Origin of the sequence: Frankia sp. AgB1.9 (assembly GCF_016786355.1) — a bacterium.
GTDB lineage: Bacteria > Actinomycetota > Actinomycetes > Frankiales > Frankiaceae > Pseudofrankia.
The window spans coordinates 56437-79297 of sequence record NZ_JADWYX010000037.1; the positions used below are offsets into that span (position 1 = coordinate 56437).

General features: G+C 71.2%; 19 protein-coding genes. 11 read left to right on the top strand and 8 right to left on the bottom strand.

All coding sequences use genetic code 11. From position 1 onward, the window contains the following. Positions 1-23: 23 nt before the first annotated feature. Genes I6A60_RS16890 through I6A60_RS16910 form a run of 5 tightly spaced genes read left to right on the top strand, consistent with a single transcriptional unit; the run spans position 24 to position 6145 of the window. A complete protein-coding gene (locus tag I6A60_RS16890) occupies positions 24-1013 on the top strand; it encodes a Zn-ribbon domain-containing OB-fold protein (protein ID WP_203014010.1) in 990 nt (329 codons plus the stop codon). Continuing rightward, positions 1013-2056 carry a lipid-transfer protein gene (locus tag I6A60_RS16895; RefSeq protein ID WP_203014014.1) on the top strand — a complete coding sequence of 348 codons (1044 nt, stop codon included), beginning with the start codon at positions 1013-1015 and terminating at the stop codon, positions 2054-2056. Before I6A60_RS16890 ends, I6A60_RS16895 begins: the two co-directional genes overlap by 1 nt. Beyond that, complete coding sequence (locus I6A60_RS16900) at positions 2053-3213, top strand: thiolase domain-containing protein (protein ID WP_203014017.1); 1161 nt, start codon at positions 2053-2055, stop codon at positions 3211-3213. The genes I6A60_RS16895 and I6A60_RS16900 overlap by 4 nt, the downstream gene beginning before the upstream one ends. 32 nt (positions 3214-3245) lie before the next feature. Further along, on the top strand, positions 3246-4442 hold the full coding sequence (locus I6A60_RS16905) for an SRPBCC family protein (RefSeq protein WP_203014020.1): 1197 nt from the start codon (positions 3246-3248) through the stop codon (positions 4440-4442). A gap of 59 nt (positions 4443-4501) precedes the next feature. After that, on the top strand, positions 4502-6145 hold the full coding sequence (locus I6A60_RS16910) for an AMP-binding protein (protein ID WP_203014023.1): 1644 nt from the start codon (positions 4502-4504) through the stop codon (positions 6143-6145). 40 nt (positions 6146-6185) lie between these two features. Here I6A60_RS16910 and I6A60_RS16915 read toward each other — a convergent pair whose 3' ends face one another. Next, positions 6186-7811, bottom strand: coding sequence for an MOSC domain-containing protein (locus tag I6A60_RS16915; RefSeq protein WP_307873729.1), 1626 nt, complete (start codon positions 7809-7811; stop codon positions 6186-6188). A gap of 71 nt (positions 7812-7882) precedes the next feature. Then, positions 7883-8722 carry a TetR/AcrR family transcriptional regulator gene (locus tag I6A60_RS16920; protein ID WP_307873730.1) on the bottom strand — a complete coding sequence of 280 codons (840 nt, stop codon included), beginning with the start codon at positions 8720-8722 and terminating at the stop codon, positions 7883-7885. A 202-nt stretch (positions 8723-8924) separates the two neighbouring features. On the opposite strand from I6A60_RS16920, the gene I6A60_RS16925 reads away from it, so the two are divergent. Further along, positions 8925-10115, top strand: a complete 1191-nt coding sequence (locus tag I6A60_RS16925) for a cytochrome P450 (RefSeq protein ID WP_203020481.1) — start codon at positions 8925-8927, stop codon at positions 10113-10115. Positions 10116-10254: 139 nt separating this feature from the next. Then, positions 10255-12222: a potassium transporter Kup gene (locus I6A60_RS16930; protein ID WP_203020479.1), complete on the top strand. Its 1968-nt coding sequence runs from the start codon at positions 10255-10257 to the stop codon at positions 12220-12222. Positions 12223-12253: 31 nt separating this feature from the next. On the opposite strand, the gene I6A60_RS16935 is transcribed toward I6A60_RS16930, so the two are convergent. After that, positions 12254-14443, bottom strand: a complete 2190-nt coding sequence (locus tag I6A60_RS16935; RefSeq protein ID WP_203020477.1) for an MFS transporter — start codon at positions 14441-14443, stop codon at positions 12254-12256. 428 nt (positions 14444-14871) lie between these two features. Here I6A60_RS16935 and I6A60_RS16940 point away from each other — a divergent pair, with 428 nt between their 5' ends. After that, positions 14872-15465, top strand: coding sequence for a hypothetical protein (locus I6A60_RS16940; protein WP_203020475.1), 594 nt, complete (start codon positions 14872-14874; stop codon positions 15463-15465). Positions 15466-15610: 145 nt separating this feature from the next. On the opposite strand, the gene I6A60_RS16945 is transcribed toward I6A60_RS16940, so the two are convergent. Together I6A60_RS16945 and I6A60_RS16950 are read right to left on the bottom strand one after the other, a co-directional pair. Next, positions 15611-16234, bottom strand: a complete 624-nt coding sequence (locus I6A60_RS16945; protein ID WP_203020474.1) for a TetR/AcrR family transcriptional regulator — start codon at positions 16232-16234, stop codon at positions 15611-15613. Further along, entirely contained in the window at positions 16231-17412 is a 1182-nt protein-coding gene (locus tag I6A60_RS16950) for an alkane 1-monooxygenase (protein WP_203020472.1), read from the bottom strand. Before I6A60_RS16950 ends, I6A60_RS16945 begins: the two co-directional genes overlap by 4 nt. A 125-nt stretch (positions 17413-17537) precedes the next feature. Between I6A60_RS16950 and I6A60_RS16955 the strand changes: the two genes are divergently transcribed. Continuing rightward, on the top strand, positions 17538-17792 hold the full coding sequence (locus tag I6A60_RS16955; protein ID WP_203020470.1) for a hypothetical protein: 255 nt from the start codon (positions 17538-17540) through the stop codon (positions 17790-17792). Between the two features lie 49 nt (positions 17793-17841). Here I6A60_RS16955 and add read toward each other — a convergent pair whose 3' ends face one another. Both add and I6A60_RS16965 read right to left on the bottom strand, forming a co-directional pair. Beyond that, positions 17842-18945: an adenosine deaminase gene (gene add, locus I6A60_RS16960; RefSeq protein WP_203020468.1), complete on the bottom strand. Its 1104-nt coding sequence runs from the start codon at positions 18943-18945 to the stop codon at positions 17842-17844. Positions 18946-19077: 132 nt separating this feature from the next. Next, positions 19078-19923, bottom strand: coding sequence for a 1-acyl-sn-glycerol-3-phosphate acyltransferase (locus tag I6A60_RS16965; protein WP_203042624.1), 846 nt, complete (start codon positions 19921-19923; stop codon positions 19078-19080). Positions 19924-20304: 381 nt separating this feature from the next. Here I6A60_RS16965 and I6A60_RS16970 point away from each other — a divergent pair, with 381 nt between their 5' ends. Next, positions 20305-20952 (top strand): M50 family metallopeptidase, encoded by a 648-nt coding sequence (locus I6A60_RS16970; RefSeq protein WP_203022596.1) that lies wholly within the window; start codon positions 20305-20307, stop codon positions 20950-20952. A gap of 77 nt (positions 20953-21029) precedes the next feature. Continuing rightward, a complete protein-coding gene (locus I6A60_RS16975) occupies positions 21030-21920 on the top strand; it encodes an SOS response-associated peptidase (protein ID WP_203022597.1) in 891 nt (296 codons plus the stop codon). A gap of 35 nt (positions 21921-21955) precedes the next feature. On the opposite strand, the gene I6A60_RS16980 is transcribed toward I6A60_RS16975, so the two are convergent. After that, positions 21956-22825, bottom strand: coding sequence for a 5'/3'-nucleotidase SurE (locus tag I6A60_RS16980; protein WP_203022598.1), 870 nt, complete (start codon positions 22823-22825; stop codon positions 21956-21958). Between the last annotated feature and the right edge of the window lie 36 nt (positions 22826-22861).

Sequence of the window (22861 nt, forward strand, 5' to 3'; positions counted from 1 at the left end):
TCGCTCGATTGTCGAGGAGTTCTATGACCAGGTTCGTCGAAAGCACCATCACATTCCCGTACAAGCGGTCGCTGGGACCTGTGACGGGTGCGTTCATGACCGCGCTCGCGGAGAAACGCATTCTGGGCGTGCGCAGCGGCGCGGCCGTGCTGGTTCCGCCGATGGAATGGGATCCCGCCACCGGCGCCGAGCTGACCGCCGATCTGGTGGAGGTCGGCCCGGCGGGCACCGTCGAATCGTGGACCTGGGTACCGGCGCCCACCGAGCAGCATCCGCTCGACCGGCCCTTCGCATTCGCCTTCATCCGCCTGGACGGCGCGTCCGTCCCGCTGCTGCACGCGGTGGACGCCGGGTCGGCCGCGGCGGTGTCCGAGGGCATGCGGGTGGCGCCTCGCTGGCGGGGACAGCGGATCGGCCACATCACCGACATCCAGTGCTTCGTACTGGGCGAGAACGCGGAGGTCGACGGACCCGACGCCGGTTCGCCGGCGCAGCCGGTCGAGCTGATGGACTACACGGCCGCGGTCACTTACAGCACGCCGGTTCCGGTGATGGCCGACCGCGCCGTGGCCGCGACCCGGGAGCAACGGCTGATCGGCCTGCGCTGTCCGGCCTGCGCCCGGGTGTACGTGGGAGGCGACCGGCCCTACTGCCCCGTCGACGCCCTGGAGCTCGGCCCGGACTCGGAGGTTGACCTCCCGAGCACGGGGACCATCACGAACTTCATCGTGGTCGAGCCGGTGCGCTATCCGGGGCAGACGGAGACCGAGCCGTTCGCGCGGGTGTTCGTCCTACTCGACGACACCGAGGTGGTTCTCACCTACCAGCCCGTGATCGACCTCCCGGTCGGCGACATCCACGTGGGCGTCCGGGTGGCCGCCGTGTGGGCGCCGAAGGCTGCCCCAGTCGACACCTTCAGTGGCATCGGTCGCCCGATGGGCAGCCTGCTCGGCTGGACCCCGAGCGGAGAGCCGGACGTCAACGACCCCGATCTCGTGAATCGGATCTACTGATGACCTCCAAGACGAGCTCGAAGACGAGCACGGACATCGCTGTCATCGGCTGGGCGCAGGCCGCGATCTCGCGCCGGACCGACCAGAACGAAACCCAGATGCTGATGGCCTCCATCACCGACGCGCTGACCCCGTTGGGGCTCACTCGGGACGATGTCGACTTCACCTGCCTGGGGTCATGTGACTACATCACCGGGCAGGCGTTCTCGTTCGTCGCCAACCTCGACGCGATCGGCGCCTGGCCCCCGAAACGCGACTCCCACGTGGAGATGGACGGCGCCTGGGCGCTCTACGAGGCGTGGCTGCGGCTGCACGAGGGCGACATCGACATCGCGGTCGTGACTGGATCGGGTCGCTCGTCCACCGGCGACCCGTCGCTGATCTACCCGATGGAGATGGACCCCTACGTGCTCGCCCCGCTGGGCGCCGACCTAGTCACGTTCGCCGCGCTGCAGGCCAGGGCAATGATCGCCGCCGGCCTCGCCGACGAGCGAGCCATGGCCGAGGTCGCGATCCGCAGCCGCGGCAAGGGCACCGTCGAACAGCTGCTGGCCGGCGAGTACGTCCGCGAGCCGTTGCGGCGCCATGACCTGCCGCCCATCACCGACGGCGCCGTCGCCATGGTCCTGGCGACCGGCGAGCGGGCCCGCCAGCTGGTCGAGCGCCCCGCCTACATCACCGGGTTCGACCACCGGACCGAATGCCACAACCCGGCCTTCCGCCGCCTGGACGACTCGCCGTCCACCCGGATAGCGGCCCGGGAGGCCGGACTGGACGACCGCCCCGTCGAGGTCGCCGAGCTGCAGGCCTCGTTCACCCATGAAGAGCTGCTGTTGCGCCACGTGCTGGGACTGGGTGAGGACGTGGCCGTCAACCCGTCGGGGGGCGCCCTGCGCGCCAACCCGATCATGGCTACCGGTCTGGCCCGGATCGGCTATGCGGCCGACCACATCTTCGCTGGCGGCAGCCGGGCGCTGGGCCACGCGACGAGCGGGCCGTGCCTGCAGCAAAACCTCATCTGCGTGCTGGAGGGCCGGTCGTGATTCCCTGCGCGGTGGTCGGCGTCGGCCAGACCCACCACAAGTCGCGACGGCGTGACGTGTCGTTCGGCGGCCTCGTGCGTGAGGCGGTCTTCCGGGCCCTCGACGACGCTCGGATGACGATGGCCGACATCGACGCCGTCGTCCTCGGCAAGGCGCCGGACCTGTTCGAAGGCGTGATGAAGCCGGAGCTGTACCTCTCGGACGCGCTCGGCGCGGTGGGCAAGCCCATGTTCCGGGTCCACACCGCCGGCTCCGTCGGGGGGACGACCGGCCTGGTCGCGGCCTCGCACGTGCGGGCCGGCAAGCACCGCACCGTGCTCGCGGTCGCGTTCGAGAAGCAGTCCGAGGGCAACGCCCAGTTCGCCCTCGGTGCCGGGCGAGGCGCCTCACTCGGCGCCGGCGGCTCCTTCGCCCCCTTCGTCCGCGCCTACATCCACCGCAGCGGGGCGCCGGAACACATCGGGTGGACGGTGGCGGTCAAGGACCGCCGCAACGCGCTGAAGAATCCCTACGCCCACCTGAAGATCGCCGACATCTCGATCGAGAAGGTCCGGAACTCCCCCATGATGTGGGACCCGATCCGCTACCTGGAATCCTGCCCGTCCTCCGACGGCGCCTGCGCGGTCGTCATCACCGACGAGGACGGCGCCAACGCCGCGGCAGCCGACAACCGGCAACCGGCGTGGATCCTCGGCATGTCCTCGCGCAGCGAAGCCGGCGGCTTCCCCGGCCGCGACCCCGTCCGGCCACAGGCCTGCCTGCAATGCGCCGACGACGTCTACCAGGAAGCCGGCATCACCAGCCCCCGCGAGCAGATCGACACGGCCGAGCTCTACGTGCCGTTCTCCTGGCACGAACCACTGTGGCTGGAAGCCCACCACCTCGCCGATGAGGGCGAGGGCTGGAAGATGACCGACAAGGGCCTGACGGAGATCGGCGGGGCATTCCCGGTCAACCCCTCGGGCGGCGTCCTGTCTACCAACCCGATCGGCGCCTCAGGTCTGCTGCGTTTCGCCGAGGCGGCCAACCAGGTGCGTGGCGCCGCCGGCGAGCACCAGGTCGACGGCGCCAATGTTGCCCTCGGCATGGCCTACGGCGCGCAGAGCCAGTACTTCTCCATGTGGATCGTCGCCAACAGCCTCCAACCCTTCAGCTAGAGCACACCGTCAGCGAGCTGAAAGGCCCCACCATGGACCAAACGATTCCGGCTCCGATCCGCGAGCTCACGCCGAGGGTCCATGCCGCGGCGCTCGCCGGCGTAGGCGATCTCGCGCCTTCGACGATGCGTATCGCCAACGCGCGCTACACCGATCCCGCCATCGCCCTCGCCGAGCGACGGACGACGTTCAGTGAACCGCTCCTGCTGACGCCGAGCTCCGCCGTCGCCGAACCGGGCAGCTTCCTGACCCTCGACCTGCTGGGCACCTCGGTCATTGTCGTCCGCGGCGGCGACGGACGGATCCGGGCGCTGCTGAACGCCTGCAGGCACCGGGGCGCGACGCTCACCGAGGGCTCCGGCTGCGTGCGCCGGTTCACCTGCTCGTACCACAACTGGATCTACGACACCGACGGCTCTCTCACGGGCATACCCGACCGACGCAGGGGCTTCAGCGACGTGGACCCCGCGACGCACGGACTCGTCGAGTTCCCGAGCGAGGAACGCCACGGCTTCGTCTGGGCCACTCTCAACCCCGGCGGCGCGCTCGACCTCGGGAGCCACCTCGGCCCGCTCGACGCCGAGCTGGCGGCCTGGGGCCTGGACTACGAGGTCGCGGCGACGATAACCCTCCAGATCGAGGCGAACTGGAAATGCGCGCTGGAAGCCTTTCAGGAGACGTACCACTTCCCGTACGTCCACAGCGAATCGCTCGTCGGCCGGGGGACGATCTCCAACATCGTGACCTTCGACCAGCTCGGCCGCCACCATCGGCTCGGCGTGCCACACCGCACGATCGGCACCGATCCGCAGCCCGCTCCCGGCGAGAACATCTCCATCATCTACTACATCTATCCGTTCTCGGTGATCGCCACCTCACCGCTCGGCGGCGAGCTTCTCCAGTTCTATCCCGGACCGAACCCGGCGACATCCACGGTTCGGCACACCGTTCTCTCCCGTTTTCCGGTGGCCGACGAAGGCGTCGCCGCGTTCTTCGAGGACTACACCCCGCAGATTCAGGGGGTCGTCCGCGACGAGGACGCCATCGTGCTGGCGCGCTCGGGCCGGGGACTGGCCGCCGGCCGGACGGACGTCGTGCTGGGGCGCAACGAGATCGGATGCCAGGCCGCGCACCGCCAGCTCCTCGCCGACCTTGCCAGCCTTGATGACACATCTGCACTGGGAGGCCTGGCGGAGCAGCGAACGCTCACCACGACGGCGAACACCTGAGCGACCCGGCTGGCGCCGACGCGTGTGCTCGAAGCATCGTTCGACGAAAAGGGGAGTTCATGACAGTCGACGGCGATCTCGTGGCCAATTTCGCGGGCATCTTCGAGCTCATCGCCGACGCAGTACCGGACCGGCTCTTCCTCGTGGCGGGAGAAGTCCGCCTGACCTACGCGGAAATGGACGGGCGCGCCGATCGGGCCGCCCGACTCCTGCGCGAAGCCGGCGTCGGGCCGGGCGATCACGTGGGCATCTACGCGATGAACCGGGCCGAATGGGTGGAGGTGATGATCGCCTGTCTCAAGCTGAGAGCCGTGCCGATCAACATCAACTATCGGTACGTGGCCGCGGAGCTCAGCTATCTCCTCGACAACGCCGATCTGGTCAGCATCGTCGTCGACGAGCGGTATCTTGCGACGCTGGAGGCGGCCCTTCCGGGCATCGCCACCGTGCGCTCCGTGATCGTCCTGCCGGATGGTGCGTCGCCCAGCACCGCACCGGCCCGGGGTCGCGCGCTCGGCGGCTGCGCGGTGATGGACTATGAGAGCGAGCCGGTCGACGGCGCGGCGGTACGCGTCCCGCGCTCAGGCAACGATCCCTTCGTCACGTACACCGGCGGCACCACCGGAATGCCCAAGGGCGTGATCTGGCGAAGCGAGGACCTCTTCTTCGCGTCCACCCGCCGACCGCTACCCGATGGGTCTATCCCGCGGCGGGTCGAGGACCTGCTGGCCCACACCTCGTCGCCGCCGGTGGTCACGCTGACCCTCGCCCCGCTGATGCACGGCACGGCCCAGCAGGGGATTCTCACCGCCTTCGCGGCGGCCGGCACAGCCGTGCTGTGGACCGGCCGCGAGTTCGACGCGTCCCAGGTGCTGCGTCTCGCGGCGACCGAAAGGGCCGTTTCCTTCGCCGTGGTCGGCGACTCGATGGCGGCACCGATCCTCGACGCGCTCGGCGCCGACCCGGATCGTTACGACCTGTCCGCGCTAGCCACGCTGATCAGCGCCGGCGCCCCTCTGTCGGAAGGGGTTCGCGAGCGAGTCCGAACCCAGCTGCCGCACGTGGTGATCCGCAACGTCTACGGCGGTACGGAGGTGGGCCATACCGGCACCGAGGTCAGCAGCGCAGGGCGGCCCCGGCGATTCCGGCTGTCCGCGGACGCCTGCGTGCTCGACGACATGCTGCGTCCGATCCAGCCCGGCTCACCTGCGGTCGGCCGCATCGCCCGCAGCGGCCGGATCCCGGTCGGCTATTACAAGGACCCGGCGAAGACCGCGGCGACCTTCCCGACGGATCCTGACGGAACACGCTGGGCGATACCCGGCGACCTCGCGAGAGTCGAGGAGGACGGAACGGTGCTCCTGCTCGGCCGGGAGAACACCGTGGTGAACACCGGTGGCGAGAAGGTCTTCCCCGACGAGGTCGAGGAGGCGCTCAAGGGCCACGACGGGGTAGCCGACGCAGTGGTCATCGGTGCACCCGACGCGCGCTTCGGCGAGCGCGTCGTCGCCCTCGTCGTCGCACGGGGTGGGCGTGCGTTGGACGTCTCGGCGGTGAAGGCCCACTGTCGGAGCCTCATCGCCGGCTACAAGGTGCCCAAGGAGATCCTCGTCGTTGACGCCCTCATCCGCAGCCCCAGCGGAAAGATCGACATCAGGTGGGCGCGGCGCACCGCAGCGCAGTTATCTGCCGCAGGCTCCTGACGGCCCAGGACTCCACGTGCGGGCGCGAACCTCGCCTAGGTCAGGGCATCGACGCGGCCGAGAAAATCCTCGCCGGAGTCTGACACCGACAGACCGGTCCGGGGGCCCCCCCCCCCCCCCCCCCGGGGGGGGGGGGGGCGCCCGCGGGGGGGGGGGGGGGGCGGACCGGGGTGGCCGCGATGCCGGGGGTCTGGGCGGGCGACGCGCCGAAGATCTCGGTGTGGATGCGTCCGGCGTCGATCCCGAGCGCGACGAGCGCGGCGGAGATGTCAGCCATGAAGCGGTCGGGCCCACAGATGTAGGCCTCCGCGTGGCGGGGCAGGTCCAGGGCGGACAGGACGGGGCCGGCGAGCCGCCCGCCGCTGTACTGGTCATCCACGTTGTCGCCCGGGGCGGGCTGGCTGAGGCAGACCAGCCGCCGGGCGCCCGGGAGGCCGGCCACGAGCGCCCGCGACTCGGCGGCGAAGGCCTCGTCGGCCGGAGTGCGGGCGCCGTGCAGCCACCAGATGGTCCTGCTGGATCCCTCGGCCGCCAGCGCGTGGAGCATGGCGAGGACCGGAGTCGCCCCGACGCCCGCGCTGATCAGCAGTACCGGTGCCGGTCCCGGCCGCAGCGTGAAGGTGCCCCGGGGCGCACCGACCTCCAACTCGTCGCCCACCCGGACCCGGGCGTGCAGGAAGCCGCTGCCGGCGCCATGAGGTTCCCGCTTGACGCTGATGCGGTACTGACCGGTGCCAGGGGCGCCGGACAGCGAGTAGTTACGCAGTACCGGCTGGCCGGTGGCGTCGGGGCGCAGCCGCAAGGTCAGGAACTGCCCGGGAAGCGCGGCCGGCAGCGCGGCGCCACCGGGATCGGCCAGGTAGATCGAGGAGATCGTCGGGGTCTCCGGCTCGATCCGGGCCACGGCGAGCGGGCGGAAGCCGGGCCAGGCCGGCGGGGGCGCGGCGGCGACGAGCCCCGCGTTGCCGCCGCCGCTCTTCTGCTCCAGGATCTGCTGGAACGACGACCGCCAGCCGGGGCTGAGCGCCGGAATCCGCAGCGCCCGGGCCACCTGGTGGCGGGACCGGCCCGGCAGGTAAAGCAGGGCGTCGATCTCCGCGATGGTCATTCCTTCCGGCCCGGACCCGACCTTCACGATGTCGTCGCCGGCCTGGACGGCCCCCTCGGCCAGAACCCGGAAGTAGAACCCGGGCCGATGCTCGGCGACCAGTCGGGCCGGCATCTGGGGGTCGTCGAGCCGGATGCCGACCCGGTAGCAGGTGACCCGCGGCTGCGTCACCTCGAACACGGCGTCGCCGATCTGGTATCGGTCGCCGATGCACACCTCGTCGTCGGCGAGGCCCTCGACGGTGAAGTTCTCCCCGAAGATCCCGGGCTCCAGGTCGTCACGGCCCAGCGCCGCCCGCCAGTACCGGTAGGACCCGAGCTGGTAGACGAAGACCGCCCGCTGCTCACCGCCGTGCCCGGCCAGGTCGCCCTGGCCATCACCGTCGATGTTGAGGCGCCGGACCGGCCTCGGCCCGTCGACCGGCCGCTTCCACACCGCGGTGTGGACGGTCCGGCCGTGCCAGGCGACGTCGCGCGGCAGGCCCACGTTGAGTGACCGCAGGACTCCTGCCGTCGTGACGGCACCAGCGGTACCAAGGGTCGCCGCGGGACTGGACACAGACACATGGTCTACCCGAGCAGGACGCGGTCCCGCATCCCGAGGACCGACGCGCCCGCCGTGACAGCCGTTCAGCGCTGACTCGGCCCTGGGAGCTGGCTGGCGACGCCGTCGAGGAAGATCGCCAGGCTGTGGTCGAAGATCTCGCCGGCCGGCGCGGAGACGTAGATGTCGCCGGCGGCCCGCAGGGCGGCGAACTGGCCGGCCGGCAGCGCGTCGAGAAGCTGGTCGAACCCGTCGGATCCCGCCGCGCCGGTCGGGGACTGTCCGCGGTGGGCCCGGCGGATCGCCGAGCTCGCGAGGAACTCGAGCATCGTGATCGTGGCGTAGCCCGCCTGCTCCTCGGTGAGGCCGGCCTCGAGAAACAGGCCAAGCGCCGCGTCGACGACGCGCAGCATGTTCGGTCCGTAGCCCGCCCGGCTGCGCGTCGACGGCGGCAGCGGCTGGTCCACGCTGATGCGGTGCATCCGTCGCATCAGCACCTCGATGTCGGCCCGCCAGCCGCGTCCGGTGCGGTCGAACCGGATATCGCCCATGACGTGGTCGCCGATCAGCGCGATGAGCTCGTCCCGGCTGGCGATGTGCCGGTAGAGCGAGGCGATGGTGGTGTCGAGCCGCACGGCGACCGAGCGCAGAGTCAACGCGTCGAGCCCGTCGTCCCGGAGCAGCGCCAACGCCGCCTCGATGATGCGCTCGCAGGACAGTCCGCCTGGCCGGGGTCGCCGCCGGCTCTCGGCCGCCGCGCGCTGAGCCCACCAGCGGGCCGACCCCGCCTCGGGCGGCGAGGTCGCGCCGCCGGGGCCGGCCGGTCCACCCGCCCCGGGACCGGGGCCCCGCTCGTGCGCCGTGTCCGAGCCGTCGAGGACGCCAAGCCGGGCATCGTCGCCTTCCGCCAGTGATCGCCCCTGCACCCTCCCATTCAAGCACCATCTTGACAGTGCGCGATCGACGATCGCATACTTCGGCCACTCGGAAGGCGATCGGCGATCGCATGCGGGGCCGTAGTGGGAAGTCCTGGCCGCGCGGCGGCGTACGCCGACCACGTGACCGAGCCCCGGACGTGTTCGAGACGTCTGCGCTGTGGCGTGAACCGGCAAGCGAGAGAAGGCCAGAATGACCGCGGACCTGTACTGGGATCCCTACGACAAGGCGATCGACGTGGACCCGCACCCGCTCTGGCGGCGGATGCGCGACGAGCAGCCCGTCTACCGCAACGAGAAGTTCGACTTCTACGCGCTGTCACGGTTCGAGGACGTGGACGCGGCCCACCTGGACCCGGCCACCTACAGCTCGCGCTACGGCACGGTCCTGGAGATCATGACCCCGGAGCCCTGGGACACCGGGCAGATGATCTTCATGGATCCGCCGGTCCACACGACGCTGCGGGTGCTGGTCTCCCGGGCGTTCACCCCGCGCCGGGTCGGTGGGCTGGAAGGTGCCATCCGCGAGACCTGCGCCGAGCTGCTCGACCCCCAGATCGGCGGCGGTGGGTTCGACTACGTCCAGGACTTCGCCGCCCAGCTGCCTTCCATGGTCATTTCCCGGCTGATCGGGGTCGACCCGGCGGACCGGGAGGACGTTCGGCGCATGATCGACGGAACCTTCCATCACGACGAGACCGCTGGCATGGCCAACGAGATCGCCATCGCCGCGGCCACGAAGCTGCACCTGTACTTCGCCGAGCAGATCGAGGCCCGCCGCGCCGTCCCCCGCGACGACCTGATGACCGCCCTCGTCCAGGCCGAGGTCCGCGTCGCCGACGGCGGCACCCGGCGGCTGTCCACCCGGGAGGCCACCGACTTCACCACCCTGCTGACTGCGGCCGGCACCGAGACCGTCGCCCGCCTGCTGGGCTGGGCGTGCGACGTGCTCGCGGCCCACCCCGACCAGCGGGCCGCGCTGGCCGCCGACCCGTCGTTGCTGGCGGGCGCCGTCGAGGAGACCCTGCGCTACGAGGCGCCGTCCCCGGTGCAGGGCCGGGTCACCACCCGCGACGTCGAGCTGCACGGCACCACGATCCCGGCCAAGTCCAAGATCCTGCTGCTGACCGGCTCCGCCGGCCGCGACGACCGCGCCTACACGGATCCCGATGTCTACGACGTCCGCCGTCGGTTCGACCGGCATGTCTCCCTCGGCCACGGCATCCACTTCTGCCTGGGCGCCGGGCTTGCCCGGCTGGAGAGCCGGATCGCGATCGAGGAGACGCTCAAGCGGTTCCCGACCTGGGAGATCGACCACGAGCACGCCGTCCGCCTGCACACCAGCACGGTCCGCGGCTACGAGAAGCTGCCCATCGCGGTCTGACCCCGGAGGCCTCGGCGTGCGGCCACCCGATCCCGCTGGGAGTATGCGCATGGGCGCTTTGCGTGCTGATAGAAAGCCGGCGGCCTGCTCATCCCCGCGACGATCGTGACCGTGCGCCGAGGTCTAGCGAAGGACTGCCGTGACCGATCGGGAGCAGCTGACGGCGCCGGAACCCGGGTCGGCGGGGCCCTCGGGGACCCATGGTCCGGGGACGTCTGACACCGTGCGGCTCGCGGTCGTGGTCGGCGCGCTCGGCGTGGTCTTCGGGGACATCGGGACGAGCCCGATCTACACGCTCCAGACCGTCTTCAACCCGCGCGACCCGCATCCCGTCCCCGTCAGCCAGGGCAACGTGTTCGGTGTCGTGTCGCTGGTCTTCTGGTCGGTGATGGTCATCGTCACGGTCACGTACGTGCTGCTGGCGATGCGCGCCGACAACGACGGCGAGGGCGGCATCATGGCCCTGATCACCCTGCTGCGCCGGATGGGGAAGGGGCGGGGCGGTCGGACCGCCGGAATCCTGGCCGGGCTGGGCATCTTCGGGGCCGCGCTGTTCTTTGGTGACAGTATGATCACCCCCGCGATCTCGGTGCTGTCCGCCGTCGAGGGCATCAAGATCGTCGAACCCTCGTTCGAGGAGCTGGTCGTCCCGATCACCGCGGTGATCATCATCTTGCTCTTCCTCGTGCAGCGGTTCGGCACCGCCACGGTCGGCCGGATGTTCGGGCCGGTGATGATCCTCTGGTTCGTCACCATCGGCGCGCTGGGAATCACCGGTATCGCCGGTCACCCGGCCATCCTCAAGGCGCTGTCGCCGACCTACGCGGTCGGTTTCCTCGCCCACCATTTCGGCACCGCGTTCTTCGCCCTCGCGGCGGTCGTTCTCGCCGTCACCGGCGCCGAGGCGCTGTACGCCGACATGGGTCACTTCGGCCGGCCGGCGATCAGCCGGGCCTGGCTGCTGCTGGTCTTTCCCGCCTGCGTGCTGAGCTATCTCGGCCAGGGCGCGCTGATCCTCGACAACACGGACAACCTCAGCGGGCCGTTCTTTCTCCTCGCCCCCGGCTGGGCCCGGCTGCCACTGGTCATGCTGGCCACCGCGGCGACCGTGATCGCCTCCCAGGCGGTCATCACGGGGGCGTACTCGGTCGCCTCCCAGGCCGCCGAGCTCGGCTACCTGCCCAGGCTGCGGATCATCCACACCTCGGAGTCGACCTTCGGGCAGATCTACGTTCCCTGGATCAACTGGGTGCTGATGGTCTCGGTGCTCACCCTGGTCTTCGCGTTCCGCAGCTCCACGGCCCTCGCCTTCGCGTTCGGGATGGCGGTCACCGGCACGATCACCATCACCACCCTGATGTTCTTCTACGTCGCCCGCTGGAAATGGCGGCTACCGCGCTGGCTGCTCGGACTGGGCGCCAGCCTGCTGCTGCTCGTGGACCTGCTGTTCGTCGCGGCCAACCTGACCAAGCTCGTCCACGGCGCGTGGCTGCCGCTGCTCATCGCTCTGACGGCGTTCACCGTCATGACGACCTGGCAGCGCGGCCGCCAGATCGTCACCGCGCAACGGCAACGCCACGAGGGATCGCTGCGCGAGTTCGTCGACCAGCTGCGCACCGGCGCCCTGCCGACGACGCGGGTGCCGGGGAGCGCGGTCTTCCTCAACCGGGGCAAGCAGACCGCGCCGCTCGCGCTGCGCGCCAACGTCGAGCACAACCACGTGCGGCACGACCTCGTCGTGATCCTGTCCATCGAGACCCTGCCGGTGCCGCGCGTACCGGCGAGCAGGCGGACGGCCGTGGACGACCTCGGCTACACGGACGACGGCATCACCCACGTCACCGCCTGGTTCGGCTACCTGGAGACGCCCGACATCTTCGGCGTCCTGCGGGACCTCGACCCGGCGGTCACCGAGGGGCAGCTGGACCTGGCCCAGGCGTCCTTCTTCCTGTCCAAGATCCAGCTGACCAGTGGCGAGGCGCCGACCATGGCCCGCTGGCGCAAGCGGCTGTTCATCGCCACGTCCCACCTCACCGCCGACGCCGCCCAGCACTTCGGCCTCCCGCGCGAGCGCACCGTGATCATGGGCTCGCACATCGAGGTCTAGGCAGGGCCAGCCGGACACCCGGCCGCGACGATCACGGTTCGACGGACGCCTCCGCGGCGGCGGGGGTGGTGAGCCGGGCCAGCTCGGCGTCGACCATCGCCTGGTGTTCGGCGTCCCGGCGCCGCGCGGTGCTCGGGCGCCACGGCCCGGCCATCAGGAAGATGAGCGGGATGAAGACGATCTCGCCGCCGACGGCGATCCAGAAGTAGGTCTGCCACTGGCCGGGGGAGTCCGCCGCGGCCTTCTGGACCTTCGCGCCGTGCTTGTCCAGGTACATCAGCACCGCCTGGACCTTCGGGTTCTGCAGCGGGGTGCCGTACTTGTCGAGGTAGTCAAGGTCCGCGCCGGGTACGGCGGCGAGCGCGGTGAGCTGGTCGGCGGCCTTCTGGACCGCGTCGCCGTTCGAGTCCATGAAGAGCAGGTCAGGCAGCGGCACGGCGCGCAGGGCGGTGAGCCTGGCCTGGGCGTCGTCGGGGGAGATGTTGAGCTTGGCGGCGATCTCGCCGTCGGCCTTGGCCGTCGCGGCCGCGTCGCCCGGGTTCGTCAGGACCGTCGCGATCGTCTGGTCGTCGATCGCCTGCGCCGTGGCGAGCTCCTGCGTGTAGCGGCCGCTGAGGTCGATCACCCGGGCGACGTCGGCGACCGGCTTGCCGGAGATCTCGCTGAGTGCCGCGGCCTGCGTCGCGGTGTTCGCGGGGTCCTTCGTCAGCGCGGCCTGGGTGGCCGGGGTCAGCTTCGCCGCCGTCGCGAGCTGCGTCTGGTACTTCGCGGCGAGGCTCTGGACCTTGTCGACGATGGCCGGGTCGGCCGCGACGGCCTTGACGATCGCGTTCTGCACCGGATTGAGCGTCGGGTCCTGCCCGCTCGCCGCGGCCTGCACGGTCGGGCCGTCCTGGACCAGCGGCGTGACGGTCGTGACGATGTACGGCAGCAGGAACGTCGAGACGGTGACCACGGCCCGGATCGTCAGCCCCCACAGCGCCAGCCCGGTGGCGCTGAGCGCGGGATTGCGCCGCTCGACGGTCTCGGTGAAGCTCGCCATCCAGGGCGCGAACGCGAGGCCGAGCGAGATCGCGAGCGGCACGAGGATCGCGACGAACGTGTAGTAGCTCGTGTCCGCGTGACCGGTCCGGTCGATCAGCACCAGCGTGCAGGCAACCGCGCCGACCGCGCCGACGACCATGAACGGCTTTCGGACCCGCAGCCGGTCGGACACCCAGCCGATCAGGATCAGCGCCGCGGCCTCGCAGCCCCACATCCAGTTGCCCAGGGCGTTGGCCTGCGAGGTGCTGAACCCGAACAGCGTCTGGAAGAAGATCGGGAAGAAGCCGACGGCGACGAAGTAGATGAACAGGAACAGGCTGATCGCCAGGGCCGAGCCGACGATGTCCAGGTGCAGCATCTGCCGCCACGGCCGGCGCAGCGCCGCTTCGATGTCGGCGGCGTCGAGGCCCTTGGCTCGTGCCTCGACGAGGGCGCGGTCCCGTTCGCTGACCATGATCTGGTCCCGCAGCCGCGGCGAGAGCTCGCGCAGGAAGAACAGGGCGATGAGGAACACGCCGATCCCGGCGAAACCGGCGATCACGTACTGGTCCCGCCAGTCGGTGAGGTGATCGGCCGTGTTGCTGACGACGGCGCTGACGATCAGGCTGCCGGCGACGGGGCCGATCGTCCAGAAGCCCATCGCCGACGCCCGGCCGAGCTGCGGGCTGAAGTCACGGATCAGGGCGGGCGTCGCGACGAGCACTGTTCCCTCGATCGCGCCGAGCAGCGAGTAGAGAATCCCGACGCTCCAGCCCGAGTCGACGTTCGGAAAGCCGAACAGGCAGATGAGCGCGCAGAGCAGCACGCCGACCGTGACGACGTTCGCGCGGCCGTAGCGGTCGCAGACCCCGCCGGCGAGCGAGGCCAGGGCGCTGGCGAGCGCGGACACCACGTTGATGTTGACGAAGAACAGGAACGAGATGCCGGTACTGGTCAGCACCTGCTCGCTGACTCCGCTGATCAGGTAGTACTGGTAGTAGAACAAGATCGTCGTGAGGACCACGATCGCCAGCGCGGCCAGCCGAGGCCCGAACGCGGGGTAGTGCGCGAGTTCTCGGCGCCACAGCCGGCTGACCCCGAGTCCTGCCTCGCCCCCGGTCCCAGCGCCGGGCTCAGCGCCGGTCCCGCCAGGCGGGAGATCGGGCGGAGAGGTGCTGGCGGCGGCGGTTGCGCTCATGGCGGGTCCTGTCGCAGGTGGGGCGTCAGATGCGGCGATCGACGCCGTGTGCGCAGGTTAGGGCTAAATAACATCTGTTTTCAAGCAATTCGCCCCGATCCGGACATCATCTGGTGCTCCGCCTGGCGAGCACTCGGCCTGGCCGGGCGCCCCGCCGGCCCCGGGTCCCCTTGATTGCCGTTTCGGCCCTGCGGTGGTCGCTACCGGGCCTGTTTCGTAGCCACCGGAAGGGCGCAAACAGCGATCAAGGTGCCGGATCGACCGGCGCCGAGCTGGCGAAGGTGCCGGACCGGCGATCGTCATGGCGGATCCTGACCTTCACCGCCTTGGCCGTGGCGAGAGTGCTGTTCGTTTCAGGCCGCGAGGGCCCCCTCGTGCCACGGAAAACTCGGGTGCGGTCGGCGTTCGGACCACTTACCGTCGGCTTCATGGACGTGCGTTTCACGAGAACCGGGTCCCGCCAGTACGGAGTCGCCGTTTCCCTCGACGGCGCGTGGGGTCCGACGCGGACGGCCCCGGGATTCGACGCGTACCTTCCCCACGACCTCGTACATTTCATGGTCGAGGCGGAGTTGGGACTGGGCCTGGGCGTCTTCGGCCGGCAGGCCGCCGGAGGGGGTCAGTTTCCCCTGGCGAATCCGGCGGTCGCGCGTCGGCAGTCCAAACGACAGGAGCGCCTGAAAGCGCACGGCCACCAGGACATGGCCCGCTCCGAGGCGCTTACCGGGGTCTGCACAGTGCTGTGGAAGCTGCGCCACGGGCTGATCCAGGAACGTCCTGACTGGCTGCGTGGACGAACTCCCACCGGGTCCGCGCTTCCCGTGGACGGGGCCGACGGCGAGCACATCGAACGGGTCCTCGCCCGCCTGGACGAAGCCGCCGAGACGTGGCAACGCCTGGGCGTCGGCGAGTCGATGGTGCTGCCCTGGCCACACCGGCCGGCGAAGCTGACTGGCCCGGCAACCACCGTGCGGACCCGAAACCGCGGCTCGACGCGGCGACCCCGTGACCGTTCCCGGTGAACGCGCCTCGATGCCGCGCCGCTCGCTCCAGATGAGGTCCGGTCATACTTTCTGGTCGTCAGACGACGCCTGAGAACGACCTAAGGTAGGTCCCGAACGAGCCGACTAATCAAGGCCACCCGCCCTGACCATGGCGGACGTGGCGCTAGCGATGGCCGGTGCCCGTGGCGGCCAGCACGAATGGGCCGAGGATGCGGGCGACGGCCTGCCCGGTCAGCTCGGGTGCCCCGCTCGGCAACGTCAGGTAGCTCATCGCCAGCCGGACGACGCACTCGGCGACGAGACGCCCGTCCGCCGGGTCGCCGTCGGGCCAGGTCCGCTGGAAACAGGTCTCCAGCCGGCGGCGGGCCGCGTCCAGCAGCGGGGGGCCGTGCTGGGCGAGCAGGCCGGCCAGCTCGCCATCCTGCGCCATCATCGCCTTGACCAGTGTGTCGTCGGCCGCCGCGCGCAGGAAGACCTCGAAGGCCGCGGCGACGGCCGCCTGGGCGTCGTCCGCGTGACCGGCGACGGCGTCGTCGACGGCTTCGAGGAACCCGGCCGTCTCCCGCAGCAACAGTGCCCGTACCAGCGCGTCCCGGGAGCCGTAGTGCTGGTAGAGCGTCTGGCGGCTGACGCCGGCCCGGCTCGCGACGTCGGCCATCCGGGCCCTGGCCGCGCCCTGCTCGCGGACCACCTCGGCGGCGGCGTCGAGCAGGGCCGCGCGCAGCCGGTCGCGGGTGACGCTGGCGAACCGCGTCGTCGGCTGCCCGTCGGGGCCGGATGCCGTCATGCGGAGGCCGCGTGTTCGCCGCCGTAGCGGGCGAGCAGCTCGGCGCGGCGATGGGGGGCGAGGTTCGCCAGGGCGACATCGCCGCCGTAGTGCGCGACCACCCGGTGGTCCATCACGCGGCGCCACAGCGGTGGCACCAGCGCCAGCAGGATCATGGTCGCGTAGCCGGACGGCAGCTGCGGTGAGTCGGCGAAGGACCGCAGCGCCTGGTAGCGCCGCGTCGGGTTCGCATGGTGGTCGCTGTGCCGCTGCAACTGGTAGAGCGCGAGGTTGGAGATCACGGCGTCGCTGTTCCAGCTGTGCCGCGGATCGACCTTCTCGTAGCGTCCGGCGGCGGTCGGCTGGCGGGCCAGGCCGTAGTGCTCGAGATAGTTGACGACCTCGAGGAACGACAAGCCGATGACCGCCTGCGCCGCGAGGAACACCAGTGCCCACGGGCCGAACGCCACCGCGAGTGCCGCGAACAGCGCGACCGTCAACGCCCAGGAGTGCAGCACCTCGTTGCGGACCGACCAGACTCGGTGACCGCGCAGCCGCAGCCGGCGTGTCTCCAGCCGCCAGGCCGAGCGCGCGGATCCCGCGACAGTGCGCGGCCAGAACCGCCAGAAGCTCTCACCCAGCCGCGAGCTGGCCGGATCCTCCGGTGTGGCGACCCGGACGTGGTGGCCGCGGTTGTGCTCGACGTAGAAGTGGCCGTAGGCGGTCGGCGCCAGCATGATCTTCGACAGCCAGCGTTCCAGCCGCTCCCGCTTGTGCCCCAGCTCGTGCGCGGCGTTGATCCCGACGCCGGTGACCGCGCCGGCTGACAGGACCAGCCCGACCCGGCCGAGCACTCCGAGCCCGCCGGCCGTCCAGGCCTGACAGCCGAGCACCAGGCCGACCCCGGTCAGCGGAAGGTAGAGAAAGGCCGCCCACCGGTAGTAACGGTCCGCCTGAAGACGGTCGGCGACCTGCTCGGGCGGATTGCGCGGGTCATGCGGGGTGGTGGCGTCCAGCAGCGGGACCTGCACGAAGACGAAGAACGGCGTGAGCCACCACCAGAGACCGCTGCCTGTCTGGTGCCACAGCCCGTAGGCGACGACCACGAGCACGGGCGGGATCAGCCCGGCGAGCCACAGGTACCGGCGGCTGTCCCACCAGACGACGCCTTCGGGTGCGGTCAGGACGGATGACGCCATGACGGACCTCCCCAGGTGGAGGCGAACGGATCGCCCGCTGGACACGGAGCATCGCAGATGTCATAAAGGCTTACAACATCTTCGTTCCATGTCAGGCAAGGCGTAACCGTCGACGGGGGTTGGCCATGGAGGACATCGTGCAGGCCACCGCTGGTGACAGGCGCCGGCCGCCGGGCGAACCGCCCTGGCACGGCGGACTCTCGATCGGTCTCTTCTTCGCGAGCGCCCTCGTGTTGATCACGTACACGCTGCTGCCGCTGCCCGGCCAACGAGCGTTCGGCGCGGGCAACTACTGGCTGGCCGGAGCGCTCTTCGTCGGCCAGGTGGTGGTCAGCCGGTACTTCCAACGGCGTGCGATCCGCGGCGCCACGGGCGGCTGACCGCTGGCAGGTCTGCGCCCGCCCGGGCTCGGGTCAGCCCGGGCTCGGGTCAGTCGCCCGAGCCGCCGGCCAGTGCGGCGACGGCGGTCTGCTGCTCGGCGAGCAGAGCGCTCTTGCGGTCCTCGGGCAGGAACGAATGCCGGACGGCCGCGGCGGCGAGCTCGGCCACGGCGGCCCGGCTCAGGCCCAGGTCGCGCAGAGCGTGCAGGTACTCGTCCCGCAGCGTGGTGCCGAACATCGGCGGGTCGTCGCTGTTGATGCTCACCGGGAGGCCCTCGGCGATCAGCGTCGGCAGCGGGTGGCTCGGGTAGTCGGCGACGACGCCGGTGCGCAGGTTCGACGTCGGCGAGACGTCCAGCGGGATGCGGTCGGCGCGCAGCCGGGCGACGAGCGCCGGGTCATCCAGGCAGCGGATGCCGTGGCCGATCCGGTCGGCGCCCAGCTCGTCGATGCTGTCCCAGATCGTGCGCGGGCCGGTGGTCTCGCCGGCGTGCGGGAGGCTGCGCAGCCCGGCCTCGCGGGCGGCGCCGAACGCCCTGGCGAACTGCGGGCGTGGCACCCCGACCTCGGCGCCCCCGACGCCGAGGCCGATCACGCTGTCGCCACCGTGCCCGACCGCGTATTCGACGGTCAGGTCGGCGGCGGCCACGATGTCGACGTCGGGCAGCCCGCCGGGGATGTCGGCGATCCACCGGATCTCGACCCCGGTCGCGGCCTGGGCCTCTAGTCGGCCGCGGTTGATACCCGCGAAGACCTCGTCGATCGGGATACCGCGCCGAGTGTGGATGAACGGGGTGAAGTACATCTCGGCGTACCGGACGTTCTGCGCGGCCAGGCCGAGCGCCGTCTCCCTGGCCAGCAGCGCGAAGTCGTCCTCGTCGCGCAGCACCTGCACCGCGGTCCGGTAGACCCGCAGGAAGTGGTTGAAGTCCTTGAACGCGTACCAGTCCGCCAGCGCCGCCTCGGTCGTCGGGATGTCCTCGACCTGATGGCGGCGGGCGAGCGCCAGCACGGTGCCGGGCAGCATCGAGCCTTCGAGGTGGACGTGCAGCTCGACCTTCGGCAGCGCGTCGACGAACGCCTCGTCGCCGGCGATGCCGACCGTGGCCTCGGCCAGTGCCCCGATCTCCGGGCCGGTTGTCATCTCGGTCATCGGGTCAGGTACCTCCACCGCCGGGCGGCACGCGGCCGCTCGATGTCTGCCATCGGCAGGCCGGCCACGAGCCGGCATGTCGGACGATCCGCGTCGGGCCGGCCCGGCGTCAAAGAGGCTGACAACAACCGGTCAGACCGCGGGTGGCTCGGTCTCCTTGACCAGCGCCGGTGTGGTGGCCGTGGTGGGGGTGACGTCGTCGGAACGCTGCGCGGGGGGTTCCTCGGGCCGGGCGGCCGTGAGGTCCGCGGGAGCCGGCCCGGTCGGTTCCTCGGGGGGCGGGGGAGCGGAGCCGCCGAGGTGCGCGGGCTGCCACCAGTCGGGCTCGCCGGGGGCGGGCGCCGGGTAGCGGTGCTGGGCCTCGTCGAGCAGCTTGCCCATGACGTCGCACAGCAGCGCGGTGCCGGCGGCTGTGTCCGTCAGCTCCTCGGGCGGGACGGGGGTGCCGAGCGACATCAGGATCGGTGTGTGGCGCGCCTTGCGCAGGTTGCGGGGCTGGCCCTTCGTGAGCAGCCGCTGGCTGCCCCAGATGACCATCGGGATGACCGGGACGCCCGCGGCCGCGGCCATCCGGGCCGCGCCCGACTTGAACGGGGCCAGGCAGTAGTGCGGGTGGATCGTCGCCTCGGGGAACACCCCGACGAGCTCGCCGGACCGCAGCGCCTCGACGGCGGTCAGCAGTGAGCCGGCGCCGGCGGACCGGTCGACCGAGATGTGGTGCATGCCGCGCATCAGCGGGCCAGTGATCTTGTGTTCGAAGGTCGACTTTTTCGCCATGAACCGGACATAGCGCTTCTGCCCGCGCCAGAACGGCACGCCGGCCAGCGCGAAGTCCAGGTAGGAGATGTGGTTGATGAGCACCACGGCGCCGCCGGTCGCGGGCACGTTCTCCTGCCCCCGCACGTCGATCTTCAGGTCCAGCCCTCGGAACAGGCCCAGCGCGAGGCTGATCACCGGCCGGTAGACGTACTCCGCCACCTCTTCGTCCTCCGTCCTGACCCGAGCGTCCAGCGGCCGGTGGCTGGGTGGCTCGCCGACGGGCCAACATTACCGCCACGGTCGGACACGTTCGGCCCACGCCGACCGGGCCGGAAGGCGGGGCGGCGGCGCTGGGGAGCGGTGGTCGCCCCTGTTCCGTTGACAACCGGTATGAAGGGTGCGGTAACCGGACACCTGCCGGACAATGGTTCGATCTTGACTAATCGCTCGGCCCGCAACGTCGCGTACGTCACCGTGCGGCCAGCGCGGCGGGCTCACCGCCGGCTCGCCGCGCCCGACAGCCAGCCCGCGACCTAGGGAGTCCCCCTGTCCGACCTGCTGCACCGGGCGCTGGTCGTCCAGCCAGCGCCGACGCGCTGGGTGCTCGTCGTCGCCGGCCTGCTCGCGCTGGGCACCGTGGCCAGCGACCGGGTCTGGCCGCAGGCCCGGCACGTCGTGACCATCGTGCACGAGGCCGGTCATGCCGTCGTGGCCCTGTGCGCCGGTCGCCGACTGGCCGGGATCCGGCTGCACCACGACACCTCGGGGGTCACGGTCTCCTCGGGGCGCCCGACCGGCCCCGGCGTGGTCTGCACCGTCGCCGCCGGCTACCCGGCCCCGGCGTTGCTAGGCCTCGCCGCCGCCGGGCTGCTCTCGACCGGGCGGACCGCGCTGCTGCTCCAGCTGTTCGTGGTCCTGCTCGTCGGCGTGCTGGTGGTGATCCGCAACGGGTTCGGCCTGCTGTCGGTGGTCGTCAGCATGGGCGTCGTCCTCGGGGTGTCGATCCTGGCCCCGCCGGCGCTGCGGGCCGGGTTCGCCGCCTACGTGACCTGGTTTCTGCTCATCGGCGGGGTGCGGCCGGTCTATGAGGTGTCCAGGACCCGGCGGCGCCGCCGGGATGGCCTCTCCGACCCCGACCAGCTCGCCCGGCTCACCGGCCTGCCCGGCGGCCTGTGGGTCACCGTCTTCGGTGCTGTCGCTCTTGCCTGCCTGGCCGGTGGCACGGCGCTGCTCGCCGGCGTCTGGTAGCCGGTGACGGACCCTGGTTCGTGACCTCGTGACGATCACGGCCCGGGATCGTCGTAGGGCCGCTCTAGGCTGAACGCATGTGCGGTCGGTACACCCAGACGCTGAGCGCGGACGATCTCGCCACCGCGATGTCCGCCCAGGACGACACCGGCGGCGAGGTGCGCGAGCGCTACAACGTCGCCCCGACGACGACGCAGCCGATCGTGACCGCGCGACACCCGACGCGGGACGCGAAGGCCGAGGCCGACGAGCCCGACCCCGAGGCCGGTGGCCGGGTGTTGCGGCTGGCCCGCTGGGGGCTGGTGCCTTCGTGGGCGAAGGACGTCTCGATCGGCTCCCGCATGATCAACGCCAGGTCCGAGACGCTGGCCGAGAAGCCCGTGTTCCGCAAGGCGTTCGCGGCCCGGCGCTGCCTGGTCCCGGTCACCGGTTTCTACGAGTGGCACCGCCCCGGTGGCAAGAAGCGCGGCCAGCCGTACTTCATCCACCGCAGCGACCACCCCGGCGTCGGCCCCGCCGGCCCGCTGCTCGCCTTCGCCGGTCTCTACGAGGTCTGGCGCGGTGCGGAGCAGCCTCTCGTCAGCTACACGATCATCACGACGGGTCCGGCGGTTGGTACGGAGTTCCTGCACGACAGGTCGCCGGTCGTCCTCCCGGTGACGGCCTGGGACCGCTGGCTCGACCCGGACTACGCCGACACCGACGCCCTGGCGGCCCTGCTCGCCCCGGCCCCGGCCGGCGTCTTCGAGCTCTACCCGGTCGGGCCCGAGGTCGGCGACGTCCGCAACCAGGGCCCCACCCTTGTCGAGCGCTTCGAGCTTCCCGCTGGCACCCCTGACCCGCGGGCGGCCGATCCGGCCGGGTCGGCACCGGTGGCCGGTGAACCGGCTACCGGCGCGGCGGCGGGCCAGGCCTGGGCCGGCGCCGCCGAACCGCTCGACCTCACGCTGTTCGACGACGCCCGCTGACCCGGCCGGGCCGGGCCGCTCCTTGGCCGGCTTGGCTACTTGGCCGGCTTGGCCGGGATGGTGGTGAGGGTCGCGAAGCCGGCGTTGAAGGCGCCGACCTCGTCCGTCGGGTTCGCGGTCGAGGCGCAGTCCTGGCCGTTGGTGATCGCGGTAGCCATGTCGGTCACGGTCGCCTCGGTGGCAAGCTCGCGCTCGCCACGGATCTTGGTGGCGCCGCAGTTCGGGATGTTCAGGTTCGTGACGGTGCTCAGCGCGGCGCCACCGGTTCCCGTGAACGTCGCGCGGTGCGCGGTCACCCAGGCGGTGACCAGCGTGGCGGCCTGCGAGTAGTCGAAGGCCGGCCCGAGACCCATGCTCGTCGCCAGCGAGGGAATCCCGTGGGCGGCTGCGGCCCGCGCGGCGCCGACCGTGCCGGACAGGTCGACGAACGGGCCCAGGTTCTGGCCCTGGTTGATGCCGGTGACGACGAGGTTCGGCTTGACCCCCATGACGTCGAGGGCGACGTTCACGCTGTCGGCCGGGAAACCGTCGACGGCGGTCGCGGCGACACCGCTGGCCGTGGTCGCGTCGTGGTGCGCCGGCGTCGTCGGGGAGGTCTTCCCACCCGTCCCGCTCTGGTTCGTGGCGGGGGCGACGACGTCGACGGTCACCGCGGGAAGGCCCCGCAGAGCGGTCACGACCGCGTCGATGCCCGCGGAACCGACACCGTCGTCGTTGCTGACCAGGATGGTGAGCGGCTGGGGCGCCGCCGGGGTCACCACCGCCGTGGTCGGTGCGGCCGCAGGACTGCCGCCGGAGGAGCCGCCGCAGGCCGTGGCCCCGGTGACCAGCGCGGCCGTCGTGCCGACCGCCATGACGGTCAGCCTCGTCCGCGCTGCCCACGCGGCCTGCCGCACTGCACCCATCGTCGAACCTCCTGAATCTGGGCGCCCGGCGGCGGG

Bases quoted from the DNA above. Each gene is read 5' to 3' on its own strand.
- I6A60_RS16890 (WP_203014010.1), top strand. From the start codon at position 24: ATGACCAGGTTCGTCGAAAGCACCATCACATTCCCGTACAAGCGGTCG.
- I6A60_RS16895 (WP_203014014.1), top strand. From the start codon at position 1,013: ATGACCTCCAAGACGAGCTCGAAGACGAGCACGGACATCGCTGTCATC.
- I6A60_RS16905 (WP_203014020.1), top strand. From the start codon at position 3,246: ATGGACCAAACGATTCCGGCTCCGATCCGCGAGCTCACGCCGAGGGTC.
- I6A60_RS16910 (WP_203014023.1), top strand. From the start codon at position 4,502: ATGACAGTCGACGGCGATCTCGTGGCCAATTTCGCGGGCATCTTCGAG.
- I6A60_RS16925 (WP_203020481.1), top strand. From the start codon at position 8,925: ATGACCGCGGACCTGTACTGGGATCCCTACGACAAGGCGATCGACGTG.
- I6A60_RS16935 (WP_203020477.1), bottom strand. From the start codon at position 14,443: ATGAGCGCAACCGCCGCCGCCAGCACCTCTCCGCCCGATCTCCCGCCT.
- I6A60_RS16940 (WP_203020475.1), top strand. From the start codon at position 14,872: ATGGACGTGCGTTTCACGAGAACCGGGTCCCGCCAGTACGGAGTCGCC.
- I6A60_RS16945 (WP_203020474.1), bottom strand. From the start codon at position 16,234: ATGACGGCATCCGGCCCCGACGGGCAGCCGACGACGCGGTTCGCCAGC.
- I6A60_RS16950 (WP_203020472.1), bottom strand. From the start codon at position 17,412: ATGGCGTCATCCGTCCTGACCGCACCCGAAGGCGTCGTCTGGTGGGAC.
- I6A60_RS16955 (WP_203020470.1), top strand. From the start codon at position 17,538: ATGGAGGACATCGTGCAGGCCACCGCTGGTGACAGGCGCCGGCCGCCG.
- add (WP_203020468.1), bottom strand. From the start codon at position 18,945: ATGACCGAGATGACAACCGGCCCGGAGATCGGGGCACTGGCCGAGGCC.
- I6A60_RS16975 (WP_203022597.1), top strand. From the start codon at position 21,030: ATGTGCGGTCGGTACACCCAGACGCTGAGCGCGGACGATCTCGCCACC.
- I6A60_RS16980 (WP_203022598.1), bottom strand. From the start codon at position 22,825: ATGGGTGCAGTGCGGCAGGCCGCGTGGGCAGCGCGGACGAGGCTGACC.